Here is a 21427-nt window from a genome sequence, read left to right as displayed (position 1 = left end):
CTGACGGTGTTCCTCGCAGGAGAAAACATCACGGCGGGCCGGCTTAATCGGCTTCAGCCGAAGCCGTACATCGTCAAAGCCTCGGGCAGCCTCGCCGCCGGCAGCACCAACGCTGACGTGCCGGGCTGCAGCATCGCTTTCACGACCGAGGCGGCGAACGCGGTCGTGCAGTGTTCGTGGTCGACCGACTACGACCTGACCGGCGCGTCCACGACCCTGGCGTCGTCGCGGCTGATGCTGGACGGTGCTACCGGTTCTGACGTTTTCACGATCAACCAGGAGAACGCGGGCGGCGCCAACGACCGGGTCACTGCGGCGCAGTTCTGGCAGTTCACGGTCGCGTCGGCGGGGGCACACACGATCAAGATGATCGCGACGACCCCGGCGAACACGACGGTCAACGTGTACACGGCGATCAAGCTGCTGGTCATCGAAGTCGCCTAACCCCCTTACTCCTGCCGGGGTGCGGGTGCGGTCCGAGCCTTGGTGCCCCCATCAGGGCTCGACCGGCGGGCCGCACACCCGAACACCGCACCCCGGCAGGCTCACCACGTCGTGCGAGGCTCCGGCTCCGGCGGCGCGCCCGATACGCGAACAGTGCGGCGCCGACCGCCCGGCCGATCGGCTCGGATCATCTGCTCGTGGTCGGAGACCGGCTTCCCGCACCCGTCGTGGGCGCACACCCCGTACATGTAGGTCGGGCCGTTGTTGTCGATGTACGGGTGACTCGTGATCGTCGGGCCTTCACTCACGGCTTCTCCTCGGGTGCCATCGCTGGCGGCGCAGGTCGCTCGTCGCCCATCTCCGCCCAGCACGCGCAGTGGTCGGCACATGGCTCATCATCCGGCGTGCAGGCACAACGTCCATCAGGACACCAACCCATGTCTCTCTCCTTCGTAGCGCTCTTGAAGTTCAACTACTCGCCGACAGCGGTAACGCCGAAGCTGTGCTGCACCCGCTCAGTGAACTGCACGGCGAGGTCCAGATCGAGCGCAGCGGCCCACCGGGCGAGGGTGTTGAGGTTCGGGACACCGCTCGTGCCGTTCTCCAACTCCGAGATGGCCGACTGCTGAGTGTCCAGTAGCTCCGCGAGGGCGGCCTGGCTTAAGCCTCGGCGCTTGCGGATCTCGGCGAGGTAGGCGCGCATTTCAGCGTGCCTTGGGTACGGCGCGAGCGGGATGCCGTCTGCTCGGCTGATCGTCATCGCTGCCCTTTCGATCCTCGTGACGCCCGCGTCGAACAAAGTGAGCGCGGGAGACGGTTTGAATGAGTAGTTCTTATGAGTTGGTTACATGAGTAGGTGGGTGGATCTGAGATCCGGCATCCTCGGAAGTCACTTCCGCTAGCCCGGATCTGACTTCCGGTATACACGGATCTCACTTCCGGTACCGGATCTCAGATCCGGCTGTCACCAGTCGTCGGACCGAGCCTCCCGGAAGCAGGCCCACACCGCGTTGCCCCCGGTCGTGGAAGCGCTTCTCTCCCTTCTTGACCTCACGGATGTTCCACTCCGTCAGGCAGTTGGCCTCATCGCGGCCCTTCTTAGCTCGCGGCGGTGCGCAGAAGCTCAGCTCGGCGACGTTGTACCTGATGTCGTCGCCCTTCAAGACAGCGCAGTTGCCCTTGGGGTTGAAGACCTTCCCGCAGCCGATGCAGGTGAACTTGCGCCCGTGAGGCCCGAGGACGGGGAGCGACTCCCAGTGGTTCGGGATCTGAAGCTGGTACTCGTCAGCCATGCGGGCGTACGCACTGCCGTGGCTGACGCGGACGGCCATCCCCATGCCGCGCATCGCGGCCCACGCTGTGCGGACGGTCCGCTCGTTGTAGCCCGTCTCGCGGGCGATCCGCTCGTTGCTCGGGTAGCAGGACGAGCCGTCCTCGAAGTCGGCGTAGTCCATGGCGGCGCGGGCGACCATCTTGACTGAGGTCTCGACGAGGATGATCCGGGCCAGCATGTTCCAGCGGGCGATGAACGGCTTGTCCTCGTCGTCGGGGCGGAACATGCGCTTCACGCAGACACCTGCCTGAGAGTCGCACAGACGTTCCCCAGGCATGGCAGAATAGGGTGCATCGTGGGTCGCCTCCTAGCGGCGATCAAGGGCCCGGATCACAGGTGTTGGTAGCACCTGCCGGGCCCGCTTTTTATGTCCGGGTAAGTATCTCATTTACGCACCGTTTGATCGAGTGCGACCCGCTTTCATGGCGGCGAATGCGAGCCCGGATCAGCGCTCATTCTTGATCAATTCCGCATGCCCTTCTGGGGAGGAGACCTCATGCCCGAAACACCCACGGCTGACCCCGGCAACGCCAACCCCGACGCCTGGACCGAGGAACTGTCCGACGCCGAACTCGCCGACCTGTGCGGCATGTTCGACAACCCCGACAACCTCGTCACCGCGTCCCTCGCCGGGACCCTGTACGACCCGGAACACGGCACCGATGAGGGGGCAGTCTGATGGCAGTCGAGTCGGCAGCACCCGCGCATGTGGGGCAGATGAAGGTGTGGCAGGCCCTCGGCGGCGGCAACTCCGGCGTGGTCGGCAACCGAGCCCACACGAAGGGATTCCACCGCGGCGCCAGCTTCGTCCCCGCCTCCGACTACTCCCGCCGTCGCGACCCCAAAGGCGCTGACGGGCCGTACAAGGGCTGGGGCTACGCGTGCGCCGGGGACTACTTCCACGGCGGCAACAGAACCCTCCGCGCTCGCCACGCCGCCCTCCTCACCCGCCTCCTCGACGGCGACGACGACCTGGCGAACGTGTGCGAGTTCATCGGCCAGCCGTTCGAGAACAAGCCGGTCCTGTACTGGTTCAAAGGCGACAAGCTCAAGAAATACAGTGGCGTCGGACATGACCGTTGGTCGCACATCTCCGTGTGGCGGTCCGACTCCGTCGACCAGCCAGCCTTGTGGGTGCCCCGCGCTGTCCCGCCGAAGCCGCCCGCGAAGACCGCTGCCGGGGTCAAGCTTGTCGCTCCGGCGTGGCCGAAGGGAGCCACCTACTTCGGGGCCCGTGACAACGCACCCGTGTACGCGACCGTCCGCAAGTGGGAAGCGCGGATGCGGCAGCGCGGCTGGAACATCACAGTCGACGGCCGGCTGTCCCCGGCTGACGAGAAGATCCTCCGGGCGTTCCAGAAGGAGAAGGGCCTGACCGTCGACGGGCGACTCGGCCCCCGGTCGTTCGCCGCCGCATGGACCGCGAAGGTGAGCTGAGAATGGAACAGCGCCCGCTACAGATCGCCTCCGGGCGCCAACCCTTCCAAGTGGCGATCATGGTCGCGTCCGTGTTCCTCGGCCTCGCCCTCACCATCACCGACCGGGTCCCCAACTCCGCGGCGAAGACCATGCACCCTGCCGTCCTGAACGCATGGGTTGGAATGCTTCTCCTAGCCGGAACTCTCGCCCTTGTCGGGGTGTTCTGGTCCGGCGCGTTCCGCACCGCACTCCGGTTGGAAACCGCCGGGGTGCTGATGCTCGCCGGCGGCTCCTCCATGTACGCCGTTGCCGTGTTCTCCGTGTCCGGATGGGCGGCGCTGATCGCGGGCGGCTACACCACCGCGATTGCCTTCGGCTGCTGGTGGCGCGCCTACCAACTAGTCCGCGATGTGCGGAAACTCGCCCACGCCGGCGTGGCCCGCCTACCGGTTCTGGTCGAGGAGGAGATCCCGTGACCGGCGCCGAGTGGGGCGTCATCATCGTCGGCACCCTCGGCGGGCTCAGCGGCCTTGGTGCGCTACTGCAGGCGGTGTTCGGCCGGGACAAGAACAAAGCCGACGTGGGAAAGGCCAACGCTGAGGCGTCGACGGTCATCACGAACACGGCGATGGAGTGGATCGACAAGTTCGAGCGGCAGGCTGAGGCGGCGCAGGAGCAGGCCGATCGGGCGCAGCGGCAGGCCCGGGAGTTGCAGGTTCAGATGGATGCGATGGCGAAGGAGGCCCGGGCGTTGGCGGAGATGCTGAAGGAGCTGCGGGCGGCGATCCTGCACCCGAATGCCACGGTCGAGAACCTACGGCTGTTGATCTCTCACGGTAGTCACTGGGAAGACTCGTAAGCCGCCCATTCGGGTCGGCTGTGAAGTGGCTTTGACCTGCGCAAACTGCGATAATTAGGTGGTCCCGGCGGTGCGTCAACACCCCGGGACCTGACGGACTGTCCCACTTCGAAGGAGCCCGCAATGGGGAAGACTATCCCGCTGGCTGAACGGTTCTGGACCAAGGTCTCCCAAGCCAGCCCTGGCGGGTGTTGGACCTGGCTCGCCTACATCGACGCGTACGGTTACGGGCACACTTCAGTCGGCGGACGCAAGACGCCCGCCCATCGAGCGGCATACGAGTTGCTGGTCGGCCCCATCCCCCAAGGCATGAGCATCGATCATGGATGCCACACCCGTGACACGACCTGCCGCGGCGGGCCATCCTGCCTGCACCGGCGATGCGTGAACCCCGCACACTTAGATCCGATGCCGATCGGGCAGAACGCCAGCCTCGGCGACACCGGGCGCCGCCCGACCTGCAGGTGGGGCCATCCGTTCGATGACGAGAACACCGCAATCCCGACCACCGGCCGCGGAAAACGTCGGTGCAAGGCATGTGACCGTCGTCGAACCAACGCCTACCAGGAGAAGAACCCGTACCAGAAGGTCGCGCCGAGGACACATTGCGGCAAGGGCCACTTGCTGTCCGAGGAGAATCTGTACACCCGGCCTGGGCGGAACAGAGGTCAGTGCAGGAAATGCATGACTGCAGTCAGCAGCGCCCGCGCCAAGCGAGCAAAAGCAGCACGACACGCAGCTAGGGATGCAGCGAACGCCTAGAACAGGTGCCGACCTTCACGGATTCCTGCCGCAGCCATGCCGCCTTCCGCTCGGCCTGGCCTTCGTCGGCGCCTGCCGCCCGCAGCATGTCGACCGCGGGCTGGTACCGGTCCGAGCGGTCTGCGTACGCCAGGTATGAGCCGAGGATGTGCCCCAGCACCACCGCATCCGTGGTGATCTCCCGCAGTCGGGCGACGCACCACTCGACTGGCGGTGGCCCGCCCGGCCCGAACGCCAACCGCTCGACCTCGCCATACACTTCGGCGGCTTTCAGCCGCTGCCTGCTGTCGGATAGTGCCGGGTGCCGCATGGTCGCAGCCTAAGCGTCCAGGCCGGTCGTTTCACGCCAGCCCGTCGCGAGGCGGCGCATCCACCGTTCAACAGCCGTGCAGACCTGTCGTTCCGTGTGAGCTGACCATGCGAAAGTCCCGCGACGAGTCGTCTGAGCCGCGTACCAAAGGCCGTCGGCCAGGGCGCCGAACTCGACACGGGCGTGCCGCCAGTGCCCGCGCTCCCCTGATTCCCAAGCTCGGTGCCGCCGGTGCGGGTGGTCGGCGAGCTCAATGCGCTCCATGCCGGGACCTTAGGGCACAGGTACGACGCTTTCCGGACTTGCAATCTTGGCCGCACTTCTCATGCGCATCGGCACAAACTTCAAAAGCCCAGCTAGGAGCCGTCATGAAATACGGGAAGTCGATCGTCGCCGCCCTCACCGCAGCTGTCGTCGTCGCCTACCAGGCGCTGTCCGGCGACCAGAACATCGAACCGGCCGAGTGGGTGTCGATCTCTATCGCGTTCGTTACCGCCGTCGGGGTGTACGTCGTACCGATGTCGCCGTACGCGAAATGGGCCAAGACCGCCGTCGCTGTCATCCTCGCCGTGCTGCAGATCGCGACCACCGCGATCCTGGGCGGGATCGGCGCCGACGAACTGCTGCTGATGTTCATCACCGCGGTCGGCGCCGCTGGCGTGTACGCGGCGCCAGCCGTCACGGAGGCCCCGAACGGCCCGGATGTGGTCGTGACTGCCGGGTCGGATGCCTGATCGTCCCGATCCCGAAGATTTGTCGGCAGGACGGGCCTCCCCAGGTCCCTGCCGGCGCGATAGCGCCCCCTGCTCCCAGTTTCGGCTGGTGAGCGGGGGGCGCTTTCTGCATTTACGCCGATCATCGGTTCATCGCACAACCGTCTGGACTACCCCGTGCGCAGGACTTGATGGCTGAAATAGACATGGGGCCCATATGGTCTTTCACGCACCCCGGTTCACCTCGAACAACCCACCGACGAAACGAGATTTCCTCATGCTGCACCAGAGCGAGACGGTCTTCCAGGATCAGGCCACCAAGCGCAAGCGCCGCAACCGCAAGGTCGCCATCGGCAGCACCCTCGCCGCGGTCCTCATCATCCCCACCGGCGCCTACGCCGCGATGACCATCTTCGGGAACGGCTCCCTGACCGCCGAGGCGTACCAGTCGCAGGGGCTGACGGTCTCCGAGGAGCACCTGTCGAAGAAGCTGTTCCCCGGCGCCGAGGCCGACCTGGTCATGAAGGTCACCAACCCCAACCCGTTCCCGGTGAAGGTCACCCAAATCGAGCCGACGGGCAACCCGACGAACGTCACGGCCGGCTGCGACCTGTCGAAGGTGTCCGGCCCGGTCGGCGCGAACCCGGCCTACTCGATCCCGGTCGCGGCGCAGCAGACGGTTCCGGGTGGTGGTGACGCCGTCGTGACGATCCCGAAGGCCGTCAAGCTGGATCTGTCGGCGGAGAAGGGTTGCGGCTTCACTATCGCGATCAAGATCACGGGCACACAGAGCGCCGCGGGAAACTGACCCGCCCACTGGCACTTTCAGGCCCGTCTCCACTGCTTCTGGCGGTGGGGGCGGGCCTTTTGCTGGTGGGCGTGATCCTGCGACGCCGCGCCGCCTGACCCCGGGAACGGCGAAAGCCGCACCCCGGGTGAGGGGGAGCGGCCTCCGCGTGCACCGTGCTGGCCGTACTCGAATCATCCACCTGCCGCCAAGGCTAGACCGCGAAGCCTTCCTGTTGCGTCGGTCGAACGCACGACCGCTCCAGGGCTACAACCCGATGTTGCTATGTCGCTAACACAGCAACCCGGTCACTCCCCCGGCTCGGTTGCCCACCTGCGGCCGTTGACTTTCATCCACGCCGGAGTGTTCGGCGGGCTCGTCCGGTTGATGGCGTTCTCCCACACCTGCCACGCCTCTATCGCCTGCGTGATCTCCGTGTCCTCGACCGTTTCCGGTTGGCCTTCACCCGCCGCCACAGTTTCCGCCACTGGCGTCTCGTGACCGGCGCTCCCGCCCACAGCCAGCAGATCAGGACCGGCGCGCAGACCAGCCCAGACGGCGCCCGCTGACTCCACGTCTGCATGACGGCGTACTTGTCGAGGAACCCCCAGATGGCGACCGCTGTTAGTGCCCATCACCCACAATAGGCACGGGTCGATAGAGCCCGCAGACCACTAACGGGTAGTCCAAACCTGGCCAAACAGTCAGGCAGCAACGTACCGCGGTGATCAACTGGATCGGCGGCGGCTTTACCGCTTGCTCCAGGCCGTCGAACGATCGACCTCCGACATAGCCGCCTCGCGAAGCCTTCTTGCACGTGCCGAGACGCGGCGGCGAATGCGAGCGCAGGTCCTGCAAACTCGGTCCGTTCCATTCGAGACAGCCGCAAGGTTGTCTCCCGCGAGTTCGTGACCCTTCGGGCAGTGTGTCTTCAGGCGGTTGAAGTACGCCATCCCTCGACCGCGGGCCAGATTCTCTCGGCGGGTCACAATCTCAAGATGTGCAGGGTTCACGCAACGCCGATGCCGGCAATCGTTGGCAGCTTCGCATGTTGAATCGCGCGTGTGGCAGAGGTGATCCAGCGTCATGCCGTCGGGAATTGTCCCAACTAAGACAGTCCAGACGATACGGTGGACACCAGTTGCCTCGTGTCCACCGCCCGGTTTCGGGTAAGACGCCGCGCCATAGCCGCTCTTCTTGACGTAGCCGGTCCACACCCAGCAACCGGACTCTGCAACCTGGATCTTGGTCGCGATCCGGGACGGCAGTGGCGACAGGTCAGAAAAGATCACGAATTCTCCTGCGTATTGATCGTTTGAGAGCCTTCCATGCCGGCGTCGATTGGTACGCATCCCACCCCGCAGCCAGTCAGCGGCGATAGGCGGTGTGGTCAATCGGCGGCAGCGCCCGCAGCGGCTCCGGAAGGTTAGCTATGCCGTAGCCGTCAGCCCACCCGCGTACCCACCGCAACACCGCCCCACGGCGCAGCCGAAACTCGGCGGGACACTGCGACAAGACGTCATCGGCGAAGTCCTGCCACAGCTGCTGGGTGGGTTCGTAGCCGAGAGCGTCGGACAGGATCGCTTTCGCGGAGGTGTTTGTCCCGGTCCCGATGTAGCCCCAGCTGAACTCGCCGGCGGGGCCGTTCGGTGCCAGTTGGCCGAGCACTTCCGGGTCGGAGCGTTTCGCCGTGAACAGTTCCACGGAGATCCGCGAGTTGTCGGTCCCGTGGTAACAGCGGTCATCGGTGCGGGACCAGGCCGGGGCGGTGCTGCTCATGTGACTCCTTCGTCAGGGGGCGTTACTGAGTACATACATCGATATCGCGCCGGCTACAGCCATGACGGCGACAACGCACGTTTCGACGCGGGACCCGGTCCTGAAGCGCATCCAGCGCGGAGTACCAACCGGCGCCCAGCGACAGCCGCGGATCTCGAGCGGCCACCACAGCGGTACCGCCGAGTAGGTGAGCGCGTCACCGAGGCTGTGGGCGAGGCAGCCCCAGGCGACGGGGATCCCAAGCCACCACCAAGATGTGATGGCAGGGTCGGTGAAGGCGATCGCTGCGAGCGCTCCGACGAGGACGGCGCCGACGCCGGCGGTGAACCGGAAGGAGCGTTTCCCGTGTCGGCGGAATTTCCCGGGCAGCAGCCAGTCCCCGATCTTCGCTCTGGTCGTCGACGTGAGGGCGGTGTGCGAGGCCAGCCACGCTGCGAACCCGATCAGCGCCATGGCCGTCGCCTGACCCCATTGGTGTCCGGCGACGGTAGCGAGCATGCCGGCAGTGATAGCCCCGGCAGCGGTGTGGGTGAGGCCGCGGTGCCCGCTGTTATCGCCAGCGCAGTGACTGCAGGATCCGGCGCGGACGCTGCGCGAGGTGAACGATGTCAGCGTGGACAGACCTCGGGTAAGGGGTCCGAGAGTGCGGGACACGGTGGAGCCGGGATGGTCGAGATCGGGAAGGAGTGCGAACCCGGTCGCAACGATTACGCCAGCACCGATCACCGTCGGCGATATGTCGGCGCCGGCGCCGGTTAGGGCTGCACAGCCGCCGAGCCAACCAACCGCGGCTGACAGGGCATGCGAGCGCCCCATCATGTCCGGATCACCTGCGGCTTGGCTGACGGCGACTGATCAGTCACTATGAGCCCATGCCGAACGTGCAGATCCGCGACGCCAGCAACCCGGACAAGGTCCTTGTGCAGACCCTGCACCTGTCGTTCGAGCCCCGAGAGAACCGGCCGATCTACGTCCGGCGCCGGTACAAGGACACCAAGAACCGCGGCTACCTGATCACGGGCGTGCTGCAGTACGAGATCGTCGAGGAGGCGCCGGAGGAGTCCGGGATCGTGCTCCTCGCCCGGCCCATCGACTGACCTCACCGCCGCTCCTCGATCAGCTGGTACTCGCCCAGCCGCGGCCGGCCGTCAGCGTTCAGGACTCGCTCGACCTTCCCGAACTCGTCCATGAGCTCATCCAGCAGGTCATGGACCCGGCGGGTGGACAGGCCGACCGCGTCGGCGATCGGGGTCGGCTTGCAAATGCCGACCTTCAACGCATCCAACACCTTCAGGTGCCCGTCGTGCATCTTGCGGCCCTGCACCTTCTCCGTGACCGGGTTCCACACCGGGAACGCGGCGATGTCTGGCAGGTCAGCCAGCGCCGAGGCGCCGTCGCCGCCGTGCACCGCGACAGCCCGTGCCGCGGTCTCAGCGACCCGGTCGGTGTCCCCGCCGAGGTGGGTCCCGTTCCGGCGCGCCTCGACCCGGCGGCGGATCTCCTCCTTCGCCATTTCGGCGAGCTGGTGACGCATGAGGTACCAGGTGCCGGCAGCGTTGGCTGAGCCCACATCGAGGGAACGCCACCGGATCCGGTCCGGCCAGAAATCGCGCAGGGTGTCAGTCAGGTAGTAGGCGCGGAAAGGCGCCGACCGGGCACCCTCCTCCGGGTCGATCAGCAGGGCATAGCCGGGTAGGGCGGGAAACTGCGACGGGTCCTCGTCGACCTTGAAAACCTGGCGGGCGTTGGCGTCCTTCGACCGCATCATCACCCCGTTACCCATGAGCAGGTTCGACCGCAGCATCTCCGCAGCGTTCCCGGCCCCGCCGAACGCGCCCAGCGTCGACTCCTGCGACGCGAGGAGCAGCTGCACGCCGACCTTCTGCCCTTCGCGGGCGATGGTCGCTTCCATGAACTGCAACTTCTCGGCGTGCTCGGGGTTCAGGAACTTCGACAGCGGCTTGTGGCATTCGTCGATGACGATCAGCAGGCCGGGGCGGTCCGCGGTCGGGGTGAAGCCGACTTCTTCCTCGAGGCCGTTCTCGTCCTGCCGCAACTCCATGATCAGCATGGCGCAGGTGACCATCTGCACGATCTGCTCATGAGTACGCGCCGAGTAGTCCGCGTGCTTCATCAGCATCGGCGAGCTCGAGTTGCCCTGCCCGTCACCGAACCACACCACCGTCGGATGGGTTTCGGAGTCGGCGATCGGCATCACGATCGACTCGATCAGCCGGGACTTACCCGCACCGGAGCCGCCCTGAATGTAGCCGCCGACCATGCGGTCCTTGGTGTACACCTTCCACCGGGCATGGCCCTCACCGTCGATGAACGGGCCCATGTCGACGTAGCCGTCGCGGAACGTCAACGGGCCGGGCCACTCCTGGTCGTCGCGGACCTGCGGCTTGGTCACCACCGTCAGCAGCACCGCCGGTTCGGCGAGAACAGGATGTTTCTCGGCGATGACGTCCTGGTCGATCGTCAGGCCGAGGCCGCCGCGGACGAGGACCATCGCCGACAGCAGCGTCGCAATGGACTGCTTGCCGGGGACGAGTCGCAACACGAACCGCCAGCCGGCTTTGACTTCCTCCGGTGACTCGAGGGCGGATCCGGGGAGCTGCCCGCCGGGGCAGCCGACGTATTCGGCCCAGCGGGCCGCGTACGGGTTCTGCCCGGCAGGTACCGGCACCGACACGGGCGCCACGTGTGGCTGCCGGTTCGGGATGCGGTGCTTGGCCCACCAGTGCAGCGACAACGCGGAGCCGAGAACGACGAGGATGCCGATGGCGTCAAGGCTCAGCCCGGTCGCGACGGTAGTGGTGAGCCAGCCGCCGGCGACGGCGACGAACCCGATGCCGCGGCTGAGATCTTTCCTGTCGTCGAGGCGCTTCCGCATCTGCTTCGCGGCGACCACCGCTACGACGATGCACGTCGCGGCGGTGGAGCCGAGGATCGCAGCGTCGGCGTCGGTGGCGTCCTTCGCCGCGTTCAAGGCGGCGGAGGCGAGAACGAGCAGGCCCATGCCGACGAACGGGGCGGCCTGCTTCTGGACGCCTTTGACGTGGGAGTGCGCGTTGCGGGCGTGCTGTTGGGCGAGACGGGCCCGCCGCTTCTGCAGTTCGATCCTCTCGCGGGTGGTGAGTGGTTTCGCCGGGGCCGGCGCGCTCGGCTGCTTGGTGGTGGTCGGCATCGCCGTCCCCTTTCCGTTTTCCGTACGTGGTGGGCGGCCCGGTCGTCGGTGCCGGGCCGCCAAGGGCGGGTGTTACTCGTTGGTGTTGGCGGCCTTGTTCCCGGCGGACGGGTTCAGGGAGTACTGCTCCCGCAGCGGCATGTTGTGCTGCTTGACGGCCTGGGCGGCAGCGGCCCACAGCGCGGCCGCCAGCTGCGACGCTTCCTGCGCGTCAGCGACGAGCTGCCTGTCGTCGGCGCCGACCTCCATCCGTTTCAGGGAGCCGAGGAACGCCTCACCGTTGCCGATCTGGGCGTGCCGTTCGGCGACCCCGTCCAGGTAGTTGACCAGCGTCGGGATGCCGGTGACCTCATTGGCGGGTCCGGTCGGAGCAGGGGCAGTCGTGGTCTGACTCATGGTCGGCTTCTCTCCGGTCGCGGTGGTCATTCGGCCATCTGGGCTTGCTTGTCGGCGGCGTCCGGCGCGGAGCCGTAGCCTTCGCGGACCCCGGCGTTGTGCCGCTCGATGGTGTCGCCGGCGGTGGTCCACAGTTCGGCGGCGTTGCGGGACGCTTCCTGGGCCTGCTGGACGAGGCTGATGTCGCCGGGGCCGATCTTCATGGTGTTCATGGCGGTGAGGATCTGCTCGTTGCCGCCGTGCTGGCTGTGGGTGGCGGCAACCTGGTTCATGTAGTGCACGGCGGACGGAATACCGGTGACCTCACCGGACTGCGTCTGGGTCATGGGGTCTCCTTCGTTCGGTGTTGCTGCTGTTGCGGGGCAAATCGGTACGTGGCGGCCGTAGTCGGCCGCGGCGGTTCTCGGGTCGGCGAAGCCTCCGGTGCTCGCGGCTCCGCACGCGCCGCATCGCCAGCCGGTGCTGCCGGGCTGGCCGCCCGGGTGCTGCTCGCGGGGGTCGCGTGTCGGACGCTCATCGAGGGTCTTGCCGATGTCTTCCGGGGCGTCCGGGTAGAAGCGCGGCACTTCGGGCATCGGCGAATCGTCCGAGCTCGTCGAGGGTCGAGGGGCTGCCGGGTCGGGCTGGTCGGTGCCCAGGCCGTCACCGGCCGCCGGGGGCGTCGCTGACTCGGCCGCAGGCAAGGGTGCGGTTAGCTGGCCGATCTGCCACTGCCAGCCCGTCAGGGTTTCCTTCACAGTCGGCTTCGGTGGCAACGGCTTCCCGTTCGCTTTCGCGCCGGCGACCGCAGTCTTGTACTGGTCGCGGACCTCGTTGTGCTGCTCGGTTAGGTCTTCCCACATGGCCTGCCACCGCTGCCACGCATACGACCACATGCCGGGCTTGGCGACCTTCGCCGACTTCGGCGCTTTCCCTGCCGCCTTGCGCCGGTCGAGCCACTTCTCGACCAGGGCGTACGACGGTGGGGTCTTGCCGTGCTTGGCGTACTCCGTGTCAACCTTGGCGATCTTCAGGCCGGTGGTGACGGCTGCAGACATCAGCAGGACAGCGCCGAGCAGGGGGTTCGCCAGGAACACGAACGCTGATACGACCCACATCAGCGACCACCCCCACCCGCGGCGGCGGCCTGCTTAGCCAGGACCCGCTTACCGACGATCACCGCGACCCCCATCAACGCGACGCCGAGGGCGCCGGCACCGACGTTGCCGACCCACCCGGCGATCTGCCCGCCGAAGCTGTCCTGCAGCGTCTGCGACCAGTCCCGGATCCGCGCGGCGAGGGTGCCGTTGGCGTTGTCCGAGGCGGCGAGGACCGGCCCGAGGAAGCCGTAGGTGATCGCGACCTGGTTCGGGGTGAGGTCGGAGATGATGTCGATGGCCCAGGCGGCGGCGCCGATGAACAGGGCCAGCGGGATGACCCAGGCGGGGAACAGTTCGAACACCCAGCGGATGGTCCGTCCGGGCCAGGCACCGGCGGCGTACGACCCGGCGGTGATGGACATGATCTGGGCGATCCAGCCGAGGATGTACACGCCGGCTTCCTGCTGGCGTTTCACGGACTGGTTGGAGGCGAGGAGGTTACGACCGGCCATGACGGTGGGTTCCTTTCAGAGGAAGAGGTGGCCGGCGAACTGCGCGACCGGGTAGACGAGGTGGTCCACGACCCAGATGCCGGGCGTGGTCAGGGCGAGGATTTTGATGGCGCCGAGGTGGACGGCGAGGCGGCCGGGCCGCTGGACGACCCATTCGCGGTAGCGCGACACGACGGTGTAGGCGTAGGCGCCGCCGTGGTACACGACGCCCGCCTTGCGGATCACACTGCGGTTCTGGGCTGTCCACGGGGCGTGACGGGCGTAGTCGGCGAGCTCGGCGAGGCTGGCGGGCTGGTCGGTGAACAGGGCCGGCGGCGTCCAGTAGGCGCCGGTTCGGCCCGCTACGGCCCTCGTGGAGGCCCAGAGAGCCTGAACCCTGCTGCGGGCCGGGTCCGGGTGTGCACCATCTGTGTTGACGTTGACCTGCGGAAACTCTGCGGTGGGGGTGGTGGTCTCGTCGGCTTCAGGCTGCAGGGTGCAGGCTTCAGCCTGCACCGGTGCTGCCGGGTCGTCGACGAACATGTCGTCCGGCGGCGGCGGCACGATCCGAAGTTCGGGGCGGTCGACCGGGCGCGACGGTGCGCCGGCCGGGCGGGGCCGCGGGCTCGGCCTGCGGGCCTCAGCGGTGGCGATGTCGTTCACGATCAACCTCTTTCAAGGGGTGTTTGTGCAGGTCAGGCGGGGTTATGGGCGCGGACGAACTCGCACACACCGGCGTTGTCGGACTGCCACCGCTCGTGCCGCAGCACCTGCACGGCGGTGGCAGCGACCGCGGCGAGGGTCGCCCCGATCGGCCACGCCACCATGTCCGGGCTGTTCAGGACGGTCGTGACGAGCCCGGCCAGGCCGATCCCGGTGCACACACCACCGGCGATCGTCGACATGGTGTGCGGGTTCTTCCCCGGGGCGGGCAACGGCGGCGGCCCAACAGGCCCGGTCGTGGTCTCGACGAACTCGACGTTCTCCAGAACGGCCGGGGTGCGGTGGTCGACGGTGGTCATGTCAGCTCTTCCTGTGCATGGGCTGGATGATGAGGAAGTCGGTGAGGACTGCGCCGGCGGCGAGTACACCGACGATCAGCAGGACGGTCATGAGGGGTCTCCCAGAGGGCTGTGGGGGTGGCCGTTGACGCCTGCGGTGACGCGCGGCGCAGGCTCGGAGATGTGCGTCACCGGGACGTCCGTGACGCGGACGGTCGGGGGTGCGTCAACTGCGTCAGCAGGTGCGTCGCCCCACTCCTTCAGCCGCCGACGCACGGTGGCTTCCTTCGCGCCAGGGACTGCGTCAGCGGCCTTGCGGATCGAGTCGAAGTCACCCGCGAGGTAGCGCTGCGCAGCGTGCGTCGCCGGGTCTGCGTCACGTGCGTCACCGCTGGTCACAGTGGCTGACGCAGTCTTGGCGCGGCGTGCCGGCGGGACGGTGACGCGGCTGCGCAGGGTCCGGTCTGACGCGCCGGTGATCGCGTCAGCGGGCTGCGCCACCGGCGCGTCACTGCCGTCGTCGGCGCGCGTGCCGGGCTGCGTCACGTCGTACGGCAGGGGCTGCGCCGTGGTCCACGATGTGCGCGTCACGCGACGCATCACCTCGCGGATCATTGCGTCGTCGGCGGTGAGGGTGAGGCGCGCCAGGCGGGCCCGGCGACGCGTCTGGAGACGCTTCCAGCCGTACAGGCTGAGGTAGTACAGCCGGGTCATCTGCTGCGTCACGCGTTCCCGGTTGATGGTCTCGACGTCACGCTCGCCGGGTTCGATCGCGCCGAGCCACAGCAGCAGCCGGCGCGGGGTCCACCGCCAGGAGCTGATGCCGGCAAGTCGCCGGGCGGTCTCGTTGCCGGTGAGGCCGTCCCACCACGTTTTGGTGACGAGCAGGGGGACAGCGACGCGGAGGGCGACCTCGGCGAGGGAGTGCGACGCGAACGAGGCGATCGTGGCGATGGACAGGGCGATGAGCCATGCGGTCTGCCCGTACCGGCCGGGGTGCTGGTGTTCCCGGTAGTGCCGGACGGCGCGGATCATCGCGACGGACAGGTTGACCTCGAGGGCGAACAGCAGGACGACCATGACGGGCCAGGGGACGTTCAGGAGTTTGGTGCCGATGACCCACATGGCTTCGCCGGACCAGCCGAGGCCGATGACCATGCCGAGGGTGGCGAGTTTGTCGTCGGGCCGCTCGCCGGTGGCGAGGGTTTTCGCTTTGCGGGCGAGGTACCAGAGGATCGCGACGGTGGCGATGAGCCCGGCGATGGTGAGGACACCGGTGTTGATGTGGTCGGTGATCCATGCCCACGTGTGGTGCGTCCGGGCAGCGTCGTCCGTCGCCGGGACTGTGGACAGTCCGGCGCCGTCGGGGCGCGCTGGCGTCGCAGTGATCGTGTTGGGCATGGGTCGAGTATTGCATGGCGTAGCGACTATTGCTAGTCAATTGTCGAGCGATCCCGTACTGTCATGACCATGACCCTGGCCTCTACGCACTCCCAGCCTGATGACTGGGACAGCCATCTATGCGCTTGCCGCCTGCCCCCGCCGCCCCAGCGTCGGGCGATTCGGCAAGCCGCTCACATGAGCCTCAGCCACGCCGCCTCGCGGCTCGGCGTCGACACGATGACCCTCAGCCGCTGGGAGCGCGGACTTCACGAGCCGCGGCCGAGGTACATCCCCGCATACCTCGACCTGCTTGACCATCTCCGGGCGCAAGCGGTCAAGCACACACCCGCACGAACCCAGAAATGACGACAGCCGAGGTGCTGAAGACACCCCGGCTGATTCGTCATGCCCACGTACCTACATACGAGAGGCAAGACACCTTGACGGTAACCCAGGCTGACGGCCTGAACCAGACGGCGGGTGCCGGGTGACAGTTCCGCGACAAGACCAACGGGCCAAACCACGTAACAGCCCGCCGGCCGCAGCTCACGGCGCAATCCCAGGAGTGGACAACCCCGCCGGTCTACGCATCGACGAGCAGACCGTTCTCGGCTGGTTCCTCTGCGCCGCCAACCACAGCGAGACCGTCGACCGTCTCGGCGACATCCAGGTCAAGCACTTCTTCACGCCAGCACACCAGGAGATCTACGGCGCCGTCATGCTTCATGCGGGCGCCCCGAACATCCTGGCCCTGGTCGCCGCCGATCTCTCTGCCGAAACGGCGCACCGGTCGGTGCGAGCTCTCCCGTCAGGGCTGCTCGGCTACCTGGCCGAGTGCAAGGAATACGCCGATCTTCTCGGCGAGCGGCAGCTGGCGTACCACGTCGGCCGGGTTCGTGAGTCGTACGTGCGTCGGCAACGCTTCGAGATCCACGCCGAGGCAACAGTCGCGCTCGAGCGCGACGACCTGGACGCCTACCGGGGTGCACACGCCAGGATCCTCAACCTCGAAGGCGTACCAGAGACCGATGACGCTGACGACCGGTTCCCTCAAATCGACTGGGACGAGGCCTTCGGCAAAGACTTCTCGGAAATGGACTGGCTTGCCGGCCGGTTCATGGAACGTGGCCAGCAGGTAGCTGTCGTTGGAGACGGCAAGGTCGGCAAGTCCCTGTTCATGCTGGACTGGGTGATCCGGGCCGTTACCGGCAGGTCCTTCATTGGCGACGACCGCCGCGAACCGATCAAGGTCTTGTATCTGGATCGGGAGAACAGCCTCCGGGACATCATCACCCGGGCGAAGGCTCTCGGAGCTACCCCCGAGGACCTGCGGGGTCGCTTGTCGTACCGGCAGTTCCCGCGGCTGTCGGGTTCGCTAGATGAATCGGCGCAGGCCGCTCAGCAGGTCCTGAACATGGTCGATGACGCGAAGGCGGACGTGACCACGCTCGACACGGCATCACGCTTCATCGCGGGCAAGGAGAACGACTCCGACACGTGGCTGCAGTTGTACCAGCTCGTTCATGCCCCGATGAAGGCCGCGGGCATTGGTGGTGTGCGACTGGATCACTTCGGCAAGGACTCCGATCGCGGGTCTCGAGGGTCGTCGGCGAAAACCCAGGATGTTGACCACGTATGGGAGATGCGGCGGGTCGACGAGCGCAAGCAGCTGCTGGGCGACATGGAACGCATCGCGACCACGATCACGCTGCGGCGCACTCACACCCGGTCGGGTCTCGGTGAGGACGAGTTCACGATCGTTCGTCGCGGTGAGCGTCTTCGGGGCGGGATGTGGCTGGACGGCCGGACGGGGCACGAGCTCGCGGATTCGGGCGTCTTGGAGGTGATCCGGGGTGAGGTGGACCGGATCGTCGACGACTTGCTCGCGGCGAGCGTTCCGCCTGGTCTGGGTCGCGACAAGCTCAAGAGCTGGATGACCTTGAAGGGTCTGCCGACGTTCAGGGCGTCGCTGATGGCGGACGTTGTCCGGGAGCTGAAAGCGCGTGAGTCGTGAAGATCAAAACCTGTTCCCGGACCTGTTCCCGCAAGATCTGTTCCCAAGATTGTTCCCACCTGTTCCGCGATCTTGCATTTGCGCTGGTGGGACCTGTTCCGGGCCTGTTCTGCTCCTGTTCCCACAACCATCGCTGCCGACCTGTTCCCTCCCGCTCCCTCTAGGGAGGGAACAGGGAACAGGTCGGCCGGCAGAGGCAAAGATTCGTCCGCAACCCGTCCGTTTCCAGAAGGAGCAAAGATGATCAGCCCCGATGAGTCCTCGATCCGACACACTCAGAGCAACCCCATCGATACCTTTCGTGATGACCACAGTTCAGACGGGGAGGTGGAAATGACCACAGCGGCCCCGTCGATGATCGGCGGTTCACCATCCGCCGAACGGTGGCCTGACGCCGCCGACCTCCGGCGCTACCTTGCCCCGATGACCACCAGCGCCCACGCCGTCACTGCAGCCCTGCACCAACGCCGCACCGGCCTCGGAGCGAGCAGGCTCAACAGCCTCCTGTACCTGTGCCAAGGACATCACCTCGGAGACCTCGGCGAACCCCTGTTCGCCGAACCGCTGTTCGCCGTCGCGGGAGGTGCTGTCGTCGAGGACTACGCCGGCGGCAACCCGGATGAACTCGCCGACGAACATCTCAACACCATCGGCTACGTCATCGCCCGCTACGGCAACCTGTCCGCCGGGGACCTGCGCACCCTGGTCCGGGCTGCCGACCCGTGGAAGTTGGCCGCAGCCAGGCCCGAGGATCCGCGCATCGAGTGGCTGTGGTTGCAGGACTGGTTCGAGCGTCAGGCCGCCGCCCTCGAGGTGGACGAGCCGCGGCTGTCCCGTCAGCAGATGACCCAGCTGGCCGAGCGCGCCCTCACGGAGCCTCTCAGGTCCGGTGAGCCGCTGACGCGGGACGTTATCGAGGCGCGGATCGCCGCGGCGAGAGAGCGCACCAGTGCCCCCTGAGTCGCAGTGGACGTTGCTGGGCTTCGACACGGCCCTGGACGTATGGGAGGCGTTGGAGCAGCCGCCACCCGACCTACTGATCATTGTCAACTCGTGGCTGCTGGATCTGCTCGACAATGCCTTGGTCGGGCAGCGTATGTCGGGTTTCCCGGGCTGGCGGTTCGCCGTCATCCCCGGCACCCACAACGGCGTTGACATGGTCACCTGCATCTTCCAGGCCGACGAGCGAACCAGAGTCGCCAAGTGCAGCTACTACGCCTACCAAGCTCCGCCGTTCGGTCCTGCGTGAGCGCAGCCCACATCGAGGATCTTCGTGGGTCGTTGGTCGGTATGCGGTCGGGCTTCGTGGACTGGGGCCCGACCGTCACCAGTCCACGCACCGGTCCTCACGGAGCTCCCATGTCTTACCAGCCCCCTCCCCCACCGCAATACGGTCAGCAGCCCCCTGTAAGCGGCCCGCCCGGTCAGCAGCCTTACGGATATGCCCCGCAGCAGCCGGCGAAGAAGCGCAAGAAGTGGCCGTTCATCGTCGGCGGGATCGTCCTGTTGATGATCGTCGGCTGTGTCGGCGCGTTCGCGTTGCTCGGTGCGGGCGCGAACGAGGTCGCGAAGAGCCTCGACGAGGCCGACCAGAACCAGCAGGGCAAGAACGCCGTCGCCGGGCAGATGGGCAAGCCGGCCAAGGACGGCAAGTTCGAGTTCACGGTGACGAAGATGAAGTGCGGTGTGGCCTCGGTCGGGCCGGCTGACTTCGGCGAGAAGGCACAGGGCGCGTTCTGCCTCGTCGACGTGTCCATCAAGAACGTGGGTACGACAGCGGAGGTGTTCAACGACTCGTCGCAGCAGGCCACAGACGCCGCTGGGAACGTGTACTCGGTCGATTCGGGTGCCGCCGTGTATGCGAATGAAGACTCGTCGACGTTCCTGGAGCAGATCAACCCGGGGAACACGGTCAGAGGCAAGCTCGTCTTCGACGTGCCGGAGGGTACGAAACTGACGTCGGTGGTGCTGCACGAGAGCATGTTCACCGCCGGCATCAAGATCCCGCTGAAGTAGGCAAGCCAAGACGGAAAACCGCCCCCGTGCCTACTGGCCGGGGGCGGTGTCATGGAGGCGCTATCGGCGAGGCAGGTCAGCCATCGCATCCGAGAGGATGTCCCGGGCGCCGTCGCCCTCGATCGCGTTCTCCCACAGCAGGTCCATGACCTGGATGTACTTCTCAGGAACCTTGCCGCGGTACTTCTCGTCCACGGCGAAGGTCTCCACCACGACCAGATCCTCGTCGTACACGCCGAAAGCGTTCTGCGGTGTAGTCGTCAGCCGCACACCCTGAGGGATGATCCCGAACCGAACGTTCGGCCGGCCGATCAGCGTGTAGAGACTGCCGATCTGTGCGCGCATCACGTCAGGCGCACACAGCAAGATCCGCAGCGACGACTCGGCCAGGATGATCTCGAACTTCTTGTTCACGTTGTTCAGGTGCTCGGCCCGCTTGAGCCGCACTGACACAGCCCGCTCAACGTCGTCGGGTGCTTTGTTCAGCGACTGCATCTCCGTAAGGATCTGCCGGGCGTAGTCAGCGACCTGCAGGTAACCGGGCACCTGAGCTGTGGCGAAGGTCCGGAAGTGCTTGGTGTCCTCGAAGAGCTTGTTGTACTCGAGCTGCGCGCCGGTGAGCCCGTACTTGTTGCGGGTTTCGTAGTCGATGCGCTGCGAGTGGTACTCGTCGAGCATGCCGAGGAGATGGTTGGTCTCGGCTTCACTCAGTGCGGTAGCGGCGGCCCACGCCCGGATTTCCTCGACGGTCGGGACACGCTTACCTGATTGGAGCCGGGATACGCGCGCAGGCTGGATCCCGGTTGCGGCGGCGAGTTCATTACCGCTGAGCCGGGCCGCTTCGCGCGCCTCACGGAGCTTGCGGGCGAGGCCGTCCTCGGCGGTCAGCCAGCCATCGCTGACGAAGTCGTTGGTCACTGGGCTGTCACCTTTCGCGCCGTGTGGACTGCCAGGTCACGCCACGAACGCGCTTGCTGCACTGATGCCTCCTCGTCGGTGAGTTCGGTATGGATGCGGCGGCCCTGCTCGTCGTAGGACATCTCCATGAGGAGGGTGTCGTCGAACAGCCACCAGTCGTTGTCGCCCGCTGCTGGCAGGAGCCCTACTTCGTAGGCTTGGCTGCGGGTGAGGTAGTGCATGACTTCGCCGGCCTCTTCGTTCCATTGGCTGGCGTGGGCTTCCCACTGTTGGTAGAGCGTGGGCGGCTCGTCGAAGATCCGTACGCGTTCGATGGTCTTGCCTTGAGCGACTTGGCGCCTGATCTGGTCCAACCATCCTGCGAGTACAGGAACCTCTGGTGACGGGTCTCGGTGACCCGCTTTGTATCGTTCGAAGATCTCGCGCTCGTAGGCAACCGTGTAGACGGGCTGCTGTTCAAACCGGAACGCTGAGCGGCTGAACGTCGCTAGCATCTGGCTGAACTGGTCACCTACGAGCACGAGCCTCATTGG

The 21427-nt window shown here is 66.5% G+C and carries 27 protein-coding genes and 1 pseudogene; 13 read left to right on the top strand and 15 right to left on the bottom strand.

Annotated elements, in window-relative coordinates:
* Positions 1 to 6 precede the first annotated feature (6 nt).
* The gene (locus tag ACQP2Y_RS21490; RefSeq protein ID WP_433730971.1) at positions 7 to 444 is read left to right on the top strand and encodes a hypothetical protein; all 438 of its coding nucleotides are present in this window, start codon (positions 7 to 9) and stop codon (positions 442 to 444) included.
* 472 nt (positions 445 to 916) lie between these two features.
* Here ACQP2Y_RS21490 and ACQP2Y_RS21485 read toward each other — a convergent pair whose 3' ends face one another.
* Positions 917 to 1204 carry a helix-turn-helix domain-containing protein gene (locus ACQP2Y_RS21485; RefSeq protein ID WP_433730969.1) on the bottom strand — a complete coding sequence of 96 codons (288 nt, stop codon included), beginning with the start codon at positions 1202 to 1204 and terminating at the stop codon, positions 917 to 919.
* Between the two features lie 172 nt (positions 1205 to 1376).
* The gene (locus ACQP2Y_RS21480) at positions 1377 to 2003 is read right to left on the bottom strand and encodes a helix-turn-helix domain-containing protein (RefSeq protein WP_433732015.1); all 627 of its coding nucleotides are present in this window, start codon (positions 2001 to 2003) and stop codon (positions 1377 to 1379) included.
* 270 nt (positions 2004 to 2273) lie between these two features.
* On the opposite strand from ACQP2Y_RS21480, the gene ACQP2Y_RS21475 reads away from it, so the two are divergent.
* The 4 genes from ACQP2Y_RS21475 to ACQP2Y_RS21460 are packed head-to-tail and all read left to right on the top strand — an operon-like array spanning position 2274 to position 4055.
* Positions 2274 to 2456: a hypothetical protein gene (locus tag ACQP2Y_RS21475; protein ID WP_433730967.1), complete on the top strand. Its 183-nt coding sequence runs from the start codon at positions 2274 to 2276 to the stop codon at positions 2454 to 2456.
* Entirely contained in the window at positions 2456 to 3214 is a 759-nt protein-coding gene (locus ACQP2Y_RS21470; protein ID WP_433730965.1) for a peptidoglycan-binding domain-containing protein, read from the top strand. The genes ACQP2Y_RS21475 and ACQP2Y_RS21470 overlap by 1 nt, the downstream gene beginning before the upstream one ends.
* Positions 3215 to 3216: 2 nt before the next feature.
* On the top strand, positions 3217 to 3672 hold the full coding sequence (locus ACQP2Y_RS21465; protein ID WP_433730963.1) for a hypothetical protein: 456 nt from the start codon (positions 3217 to 3219) through the stop codon (positions 3670 to 3672).
* A complete protein-coding gene (locus ACQP2Y_RS21460) occupies positions 3669 to 4055 on the top strand; it encodes a hypothetical protein (protein WP_433730961.1) in 387 nt (128 codons plus the stop codon). The genes ACQP2Y_RS21465 and ACQP2Y_RS21460 overlap by 4 nt, the downstream gene beginning before the upstream one ends.
* A 739-nt stretch (positions 4056 to 4794) precedes the next feature.
* Here ACQP2Y_RS21460 and ACQP2Y_RS21455 read toward each other — a convergent pair.
* Positions 4795 to 5127: a hypothetical protein gene (locus tag ACQP2Y_RS21455; protein ID WP_433730959.1), complete on the bottom strand. Its 333-nt coding sequence runs from the start codon at positions 5125 to 5127 to the stop codon at positions 4795 to 4797.
* A 368-nt stretch (positions 5128 to 5495) separates the two neighbouring features.
* Here ACQP2Y_RS21455 and ACQP2Y_RS21450 point away from each other — a divergent pair, with 368 nt between their 5' ends.
* Together ACQP2Y_RS21450 and ACQP2Y_RS21445 are read left to right on the top strand one after the other, a co-directional pair.
* Entirely contained in the window at positions 5496 to 5861 is a 366-nt protein-coding gene (locus ACQP2Y_RS21450) for a hypothetical protein (RefSeq protein ID WP_433730957.1), read from the top strand.
* 256 nt (positions 5862 to 6117) lie between these two features.
* Positions 6118 to 6648: a hypothetical protein gene (locus ACQP2Y_RS21445; RefSeq protein WP_433730955.1), complete on the top strand. Its 531-nt coding sequence runs from the start codon at positions 6118 to 6120 to the stop codon at positions 6646 to 6648.
* Positions 6649 to 7995: 1347 nt separating this feature from the next.
* Here the strand turns inward: ACQP2Y_RS21445 and ACQP2Y_RS21440 are convergent.
* The 3 genes and pseudogenes from ACQP2Y_RS21440 to ACQP2Y_RS21430 form a co-directional block, all read right to left on the bottom strand.
* Complete coding sequence (locus ACQP2Y_RS21440; protein ID WP_433730953.1) at positions 7996 to 8406, bottom strand: DUF6166 domain-containing protein; 411 nt, start codon at positions 8404 to 8406, stop codon at positions 7996 to 7998.
* A gap of 12 nt (positions 8407 to 8418) precedes the next feature.
* A complete protein-coding gene (locus ACQP2Y_RS21435; protein ID WP_433732013.1) occupies positions 8419 to 8904 on the bottom strand; it encodes a metal-dependent hydrolase in 486 nt (161 codons plus the stop codon).
* 144 nt (positions 8905 to 9048) lie between these two features.
* Positions 9049 to 9222: pseudogene (locus ACQP2Y_RS21430) on the bottom strand (metal-dependent hydrolase); the annotation flags it as partial.
* A 56-nt stretch (positions 9223 to 9278) separates the two neighbouring features.
* On the opposite strand from ACQP2Y_RS21430, the gene ACQP2Y_RS21425 reads away from it, so the two are divergent.
* Positions 9279 to 9503 (top strand): hypothetical protein, encoded by a 225-nt coding sequence (locus tag ACQP2Y_RS21425; protein WP_433730951.1) that lies wholly within the window; start codon positions 9279 to 9281, stop codon positions 9501 to 9503.
* 2 nt (positions 9504 to 9505) lie between these two features.
* On the opposite strand, the gene ACQP2Y_RS21420 is transcribed toward ACQP2Y_RS21425, so the two are convergent.
* The 7 genes from ACQP2Y_RS21420 to ACQP2Y_RS21390 all read right to left on the bottom strand — a co-directional run bounded on the left by ACQP2Y_RS21420 (position 9506) and on the right by ACQP2Y_RS21390 (position 15964).
* Entirely contained in the window at positions 9506 to 11596 is a 2091-nt protein-coding gene (locus ACQP2Y_RS21420) for a hypothetical protein (protein WP_433730949.1), read from the bottom strand.
* A gap of 72 nt (positions 11597 to 11668) precedes the next feature.
* On the bottom strand, positions 11669 to 11992 hold the full coding sequence (locus ACQP2Y_RS21415) for a hypothetical protein (RefSeq protein WP_433730947.1): 324 nt from the start codon (positions 11990 to 11992) through the stop codon (positions 11669 to 11671).
* A 26-nt stretch (positions 11993 to 12018) separates the two neighbouring features.
* The gene (locus ACQP2Y_RS21410; RefSeq protein WP_433730945.1) at positions 12019 to 13068 is read right to left on the bottom strand and encodes a hypothetical protein; all 1050 of its coding nucleotides are present in this window, start codon (positions 13066 to 13068) and stop codon (positions 12019 to 12021) included.
* 20 nt (positions 13069 to 13088) lie between these two features.
* Entirely contained in the window at positions 13089 to 13583 is a 495-nt protein-coding gene (locus tag ACQP2Y_RS21405) for a hypothetical protein (protein WP_433730943.1), read from the bottom strand.
* A gap of 15 nt (positions 13584 to 13598) precedes the next feature.
* A complete protein-coding gene (locus ACQP2Y_RS21400) occupies positions 13599 to 14225 on the bottom strand; it encodes a hypothetical protein (protein ID WP_433730941.1) in 627 nt (208 codons plus the stop codon).
* A 32-nt stretch (positions 14226 to 14257) separates the two neighbouring features.
* The gene (locus tag ACQP2Y_RS21395) at positions 14258 to 14584 is read right to left on the bottom strand and encodes a hypothetical protein (RefSeq protein ID WP_433730939.1); all 327 of its coding nucleotides are present in this window, start codon (positions 14582 to 14584) and stop codon (positions 14258 to 14260) included.
* 87 nt (positions 14585 to 14671) lie between these two features.
* Positions 14672 to 15964: a hypothetical protein gene (locus ACQP2Y_RS21390; RefSeq protein ID WP_433730937.1), complete on the bottom strand. Its 1293-nt coding sequence runs from the start codon at positions 15962 to 15964 to the stop codon at positions 14672 to 14674.
* 63 nt (positions 15965 to 16027) lie between these two features.
* Here ACQP2Y_RS21390 and ACQP2Y_RS21385 point away from each other — a divergent pair, with 63 nt between their 5' ends.
* The 5 genes from ACQP2Y_RS21385 (at position 16028) to ACQP2Y_RS21365 (ending at position 19976) form a co-directional block, all read left to right on the top strand.
* Positions 16028 to 16312 (top strand): helix-turn-helix domain-containing protein, encoded by a 285-nt coding sequence (locus ACQP2Y_RS21385; RefSeq protein WP_433730935.1) that lies wholly within the window; start codon positions 16028 to 16030, stop codon positions 16310 to 16312.
* A 199-nt stretch (positions 16313 to 16511) separates the two neighbouring features.
* Positions 16512 to 17960: an AAA family ATPase gene (locus tag ACQP2Y_RS21380; protein WP_433730933.1), complete on the top strand. Its 1449-nt coding sequence runs from the start codon at positions 16512 to 16514 to the stop codon at positions 17958 to 17960.
* Positions 17961 to 18200: 240 nt separating this feature from the next.
* Entirely contained in the window at positions 18201 to 18920 is a 720-nt protein-coding gene (locus ACQP2Y_RS21375) for a Panacea domain-containing protein (RefSeq protein WP_433730931.1), read from the top strand.
* Positions 18910 to 19209 carry a hypothetical protein gene (locus tag ACQP2Y_RS21370; RefSeq protein ID WP_433730929.1) on the top strand — a complete coding sequence of 100 codons (300 nt, stop codon included), beginning with the start codon at positions 18910 to 18912 and terminating at the stop codon, positions 19207 to 19209. The genes ACQP2Y_RS21375 and ACQP2Y_RS21370 overlap by 11 nt, the downstream gene beginning before the upstream one ends.
* A gap of 110 nt (positions 19210 to 19319) precedes the next feature.
* Positions 19320 to 19976, top strand: a complete 657-nt coding sequence (locus ACQP2Y_RS21365; protein ID WP_433730927.1) for a DUF4352 domain-containing protein — start codon at positions 19320 to 19322, stop codon at positions 19974 to 19976.
* A gap of 60 nt (positions 19977 to 20036) precedes the next feature.
* On the opposite strand, the gene ACQP2Y_RS21360 is transcribed toward ACQP2Y_RS21365, so the two are convergent.
* Positions 20037 to 20894 (bottom strand): Scr1 family TA system antitoxin-like transcriptional regulator, encoded by an 858-nt coding sequence (locus ACQP2Y_RS21360; RefSeq protein WP_433730925.1) that lies wholly within the window; start codon positions 20892 to 20894, stop codon positions 20037 to 20039.
* Positions 20891 to 21424: a DUF6879 family protein gene (locus tag ACQP2Y_RS21355; RefSeq protein ID WP_433730923.1), complete on the bottom strand. Its 534-nt coding sequence runs from the start codon at positions 21422 to 21424 to the stop codon at positions 20891 to 20893. The genes ACQP2Y_RS21360 and ACQP2Y_RS21355 overlap by 4 nt, the downstream gene beginning before the upstream one ends.
* Between the last annotated feature and the right edge of the window lie 3 nt (positions 21425 to 21427).

The organism is Actinoplanes sp. CA-051413, assembly GCF_050955795.1.
In the GTDB taxonomy this organism is placed as follows: domain Bacteria; phylum Actinomycetota; class Actinomycetes; order Mycobacteriales; family Micromonosporaceae; genus Actinoplanes.
Note: the sequence above shows the minus strand (reverse complement) of the source record. Positions and strands in the feature narration are given on the sequence as shown.